The sequence below is a fragment of the Dermacoccus sp. CCH2-D9 genome, assembly GCF_001556795.1.
Classification (GTDB): domain Bacteria; phylum Actinomycetota; class Actinomycetes; order Actinomycetales; family Dermatophilaceae; genus Dermacoccus; species Dermacoccus nishinomiyaensis.
This window is the reverse complement of the sequence record NZ_LSJT01000142.1, coordinates 1-4,202: the sequence shown is the minus strand read 5'-3', so window position 1 is coordinate 4,202 and position 4,202 is coordinate 1. Positions and strand designations below refer to the sequence as shown.

The window sequence follows — 4,202 nt, the reverse complement described above, 5'->3', positions numbered from 1 at the left end:
GGCGGGACCTGATCCAACCCGCCGATCAATCCCATGGCGATCGAGGGCACTGCGGACAGCAGGATCACGGCGTACATCGTCGTGTCGCTGAGGTAGAACATCATGACGGCGAAGGGCACCCACGCGACCGACGGCAGGGACTGCATCGCTGCGAGCAGCGGTCGGAAGGCGCGCCGCGCCAGTCTCGCGCGGCCGACGACGAGCCCGAGTGTCGTGCCGAGCACGAGAGAGAGCGCGAAGCCCACCGCGCCGCGTCGCAGGCTGACCCAGATCGCGTCGAGCGCCTCCCCCGAGGTGAGGGAGGTCCACAGGGCCCGAGCGATGTCGGTGACCGGAGGGAGCACCCAGGCCGGTTTGACGTGTGCCCACACGAGAACCTGCCAGGCGAGGACCACGATCGCGAGCGCACCCAGCGGCGCTAGCACGGACAGCGGGTCGACGCGGCGTCGGCGCTGCGCCTGAGCCTGTTCGAGCGCGTCTAGTCCGGAGGTGACGTCGTCGTCACTGATCATCGATCTCGTGGGGCCGGGCGAGCGGTGCCGTCGGGCACTGGCCTCGAACGGATCCTCCTCGCGCATGTCGAACTCAGGCGTGGGCATGACGACTGATCTCCTCTCGCAGGCGCGAGGTGATCTCGCGGGACAGCTCACCGACGCCTGCGTCCTCGATGGCACGCGGCTGTGGCAGGTCGACGTCCCACGTCTGGCTGACGCGTCCCGGGCGCGAAGAGAGCAGGACGACACGTTGGCCGAGACGCACTGCTTCACGCACGTTGTGGGTGACGAAGATGACGGCCATGCCGTCGCGATGCCACACGTCGCTAAGTTCCCCGTGGAGCAGGTCGCGCGTCATGGCGTCGAGGGCGGCGAATGGTTCGTCCATGAGCAGCAGGCGCGCGTTCTGGGCGAGTGCGCGCGCGAGGGCGACGCGTTGGCGTTGGCCTCCGGACAGTTCGTGGGGTCGTCGATCCACTGCGCCGTCGAGCCGCACCGTCGCGAGCAGCTCCTGCGCCCGCTGGCGGCGTTCGGCGGAGGGCACGCCCCTGAATCGCAGGGGAGCCTCGACGTTCTCGCCGACGCTCAGCCACGGGAAGAGCGCGGAATCCTGAAACATCAGCGCCGGTTGAGGGCCGTCGACGTGCACGTCGCCCGCGCTGGCGGGTTCGAGCCCGGCGATGATCGACAGCAGGGTCGACTTGCCGCAGCCGGAGGCGCCGAGAACGCTGACGAACTCCCCCTGTTCGACCCTCAGGTCGAGCCCGCCGATCGCCTCGACGGCGTCGTCGCCCTGGCCGAAGACCTTGTGCAGACCGCGGATGTCGACGGCGGCCGGCTGTGCCGTCGAGCGTGCGTCGCTCGGCGGGGCGATCGGGTGTCGCTCGCCTGCCGTGGTGGTGTCGAACGTCATGTCAGCCCTTTCTGTGCACGCCGAGACCGGCGTCGGTGATCGCAGGCAGGGCGCGTGCAGCAAGGACCTGCCGGAGCGGGTCGAGGTCCGCCAACCCGCGCAGGTCGGGACGGACGTCGATGCCGCCCGTTCGCCACGTGTGTTCGGCGACCTGTGCGATGTTTGCCATCAACGGATCCCAGGAGAACTGCACGTTGTCCATGGCCCGCTCGGCGACCGATCGCTTCAACTTCTTGCCGCTGAGCTTGCCGATCTCGGCGTTGAGCAGCACACTCGCGGCGCCCCGATGGCTGTTGATCCATTCCACGGTCTCGACGTGGGCCGCCAGGAGCTGCTCCACCTGAGCAGGCGCGCGTTCGAGGTACTCCTGGGTGACGAGCAGGCACGTCGTCACGAATCGGTGGTCGGGCCACTGGGTGCGCTCGTCGACGAGCACGTGCGCGCCGGCTTCGACGACGAGGCGAGAGACCCATGGCTCGGCCTGGTAGCTGGCGTCGAGGCGCCCCTGGCGGAACTGATCGAGAGTCTGTGAGTTGGCCATCCACACGGTCTCCACCTCGTCCGCTCCCGGCCCCGTCGTCAGGTGGTGCTCGGCGAGCAGTGTCTTGAGGGCTACGTCCTGGGTGCCGCCGATCTGCGGCGTGGAGACGCTGCACCCACGCAGATCGTCGATCTTCTTCACTCCGGGACGAGCAACGAGCGCAGCGCCGTTCTCCGCTGCTCCGGCGAGGAGGCGCACTCCGGCGCCCTTCGTCCGCACCCACGCCGTGATCGCCGGGTTCGGGCCGAGGTAGGCGACGTCGATCGCGCCGGCGAGCATGGCCTGGACGGCGGCGGGCCCGTTGTCGAAGACCTGCCGCTCGATGGCCGTGCCGCCCAGGTGGCGCGCGAACGTTCCGCGGGCCATGCCTGCGAGGGCCACGCCGTGGGTCAGGTTCGAGAAGTGCCCCAATCGCAGGCGATGCGGGCTCGCCTCAGCCGCCCCGCACCCCGACAGGGCCGGTGTCATGAAGGGGGTGGCGAGGCCGGCGCCGAGGAGCGTCCGGCGCCCGATCTGGGGTGATCGGGCCCGGGATCGGTGTACGGCATCGACAGGTGCGTGATCGTCGCGCATGTCAGCCAGCCAGCCAATCCTCTTCGGATTCGAGCTGCGCGGCGTCGTCGTCCGCACCCGAACCGAGCCCCGCACCCGACATGCCGGCTCCGAGCGTGGCGCCGCTCGCGGGATCGATGACGAGGAACGCGCCGGTCGCCCGGTGGCTGTCGTACGGGTCGAGCACCACGGGCTCGGCCAGACGCAGACGGACTCGTCCGATCGTGTTGAGCGTCATCACTGCTTCAGGGCCGGCTACGTGCCACGTGCTCGTCTCGACGTCCCACAGATGTGTGATGTCGTCGACGACCGCGCGCACCACCTTGGTGCCCGCCTTGACGAGGACGCGCTGACGGACACGCCCGTCCGCGGCCGCGAGCCACGCGAGCACTCCGCTCACCTCGGAGTCGGCAACCGGTTGATCGGGGTCGGCCACGAGCGACAGGACCTCACCACGAGCGACGTCAAGTTCGTCGCCCAGACGCACCGTCACTGACTCGCCCGCTACGGCCACCTCACGCGAGCCCACCGGAGTGTCGATCGCGACGACCCGGCTCGTCAGGCCCGAGGACACCGCGCGCACACGGTCACCGACGTGCAGGACGCCGGAGGCGATGCGGCCGGCGAGACCGCGATAATCCGGATGCTCGGCGGTGCGAGGCCGGATGACGAGCTGGACCGGCATGCGGAACGACTCGGCCCGCAGGTCATCGCGGACGGGTAGCGACTCGAGCAGGTCGAGCAGCGGCGGGTGGTCGTACCCGTCGGGGGCCGGAGCGACGACCCCCTCGCCCGTCAGCGCAGATAGCGCGACGACGCGGGGATCGCTGAGGCCCACCCTGTCGGCCAGGTCGATCGCCTGGGTCCGGACCTCGTCGAACCGCGAGCGCGACCACTCGAGGGCATCCATCTTGTTGACGGCGAAGATGACGTGCGGAACACGCAGCAGCGCCATCAACGCGGCGTGACGACGCGTCTGGTCGCTGACCCCGTGTCGCGCGTCCACGAGGACGACGGCTGCGTCAGCGGTGGAGGCGCCGGTGACCATGTTGCGCGTGTACTGCACATGCCCCGGGGTGTCGGCGAGGACGAAGGTGCGCCGGGGCGTGGAGAAGTACCGGTACGCCACGTCGATCGTGATGCCCTGTTCGCGCTCGGCGCGCAGCCCGTCCGTCAGGAGAGCAAGGTCGACCTGCTCGGCGCCGCGTGACGTGCTCGCGGCGACCATCGAGTCGTAGGTGTCGGCGAGGATGTTCTTCGTGTCGTGCAGCAGACGACCCACGAGGGTCGACTTGCCGTCGTCGACGCTGCCCGCCACGACGAGGCGGAGCTGGGAACCGGGCGAGGCGGTCGGTGCGTGCTCGGTGGACGAACGTGGTGCGTCGGCGGCACGGGTGGTCGTGGTCGTCATCTCTAGAAGTAGCCCTCTCGCTTGCGATCTTCCATAGCGGCCTCGGAGAGGCGGTCGTCGGCGCGGGTGGCTCCGCGCTCGGTGAGATGGCTCGCGGCGATCTCGGCGATGATGTCGGCGGTCGTGCGGGCCTCGGACTCGACGGCGCCCGTGCAGGAGCCGTCACCGACGGTGCGGTAGCGCACCGAGCGGGTGACGAGGGGTTCGTCGTCGCGCGGCCCGAACCAGGGCCCCGGCGTCAGCCACATGCCGTCACGCAGGAAGACCTGGCGCTCGTGCGCGTGGTAGATC

General features: G+C 69.9%; 4 protein-coding genes and 1 pseudogene. All 5 read right to left on the bottom strand.

Annotation, left to right across the window (positions count from 1 at the left end):
- Window positions 1-599, bottom strand: a 599-nt coding sequence (locus tag AX669_RS11540) for an ABC transporter permease (protein WP_369815086.1), incomplete at its 3' end; no start/stop codon positions are given.
- Window positions 586-1,407: an ABC transporter ATP-binding protein gene (locus AX669_RS11535; protein WP_006944904.1), complete on the bottom strand. Its 822-nt coding sequence runs from the start codon at window positions 1,405-1,407 to the stop codon at window positions 586-588. The genes AX669_RS11535 and AX669_RS11540, both read right to left, overlap by 14 nt.
- Before the next feature lies 1 nt (window position 1,408).
- Complete coding sequence (locus AX669_RS11530; RefSeq protein ID WP_231729591.1) at window positions 1,409-2,416, bottom strand: ABC transporter substrate-binding protein; 1,008 nt, start codon at window positions 2,414-2,416, stop codon at window positions 1,409-1,411.
- A gap of 106 nt (window positions 2,417-2,522) precedes the next feature.
- Complete coding sequence (locus tag AX669_RS11525) at window positions 2,523-3,911, bottom strand: sulfate adenylyltransferase subunit 1 (protein ID WP_062258543.1); 1,389 nt, start codon at window positions 3,909-3,911, stop codon at window positions 2,523-2,525.
- A 2-nt stretch (window positions 3,912-3,913) separates the two neighbouring features.
- Window positions 3,914-4,202: pseudogene (locus AX669_RS11520) on the bottom strand (sulfate adenylyltransferase small subunit); the annotation flags it as partial.

Excerpts from the sequence above, each read along its gene's own strand:
- AX669_RS11525 (WP_062258543.1), bottom strand. The coding sequence starts at position 3,911 with ATGACGACCACGACCACCCGTGCCGCCGACGCACCACGTTCGTCCACC.
- AX669_RS11530 (WP_231729591.1), bottom strand. The coding sequence starts at position 2,416 with ATGACACCGGCCCTGTCGGGGTGCGGGGCGGCTGAGGCGAGCCCGCAT.
- AX669_RS11535 (WP_006944904.1), bottom strand. The coding sequence starts at position 1,407 with ATGACGTTCGACACCACCACGGCAGGCGAGCGACACCCGATCGCCCCG.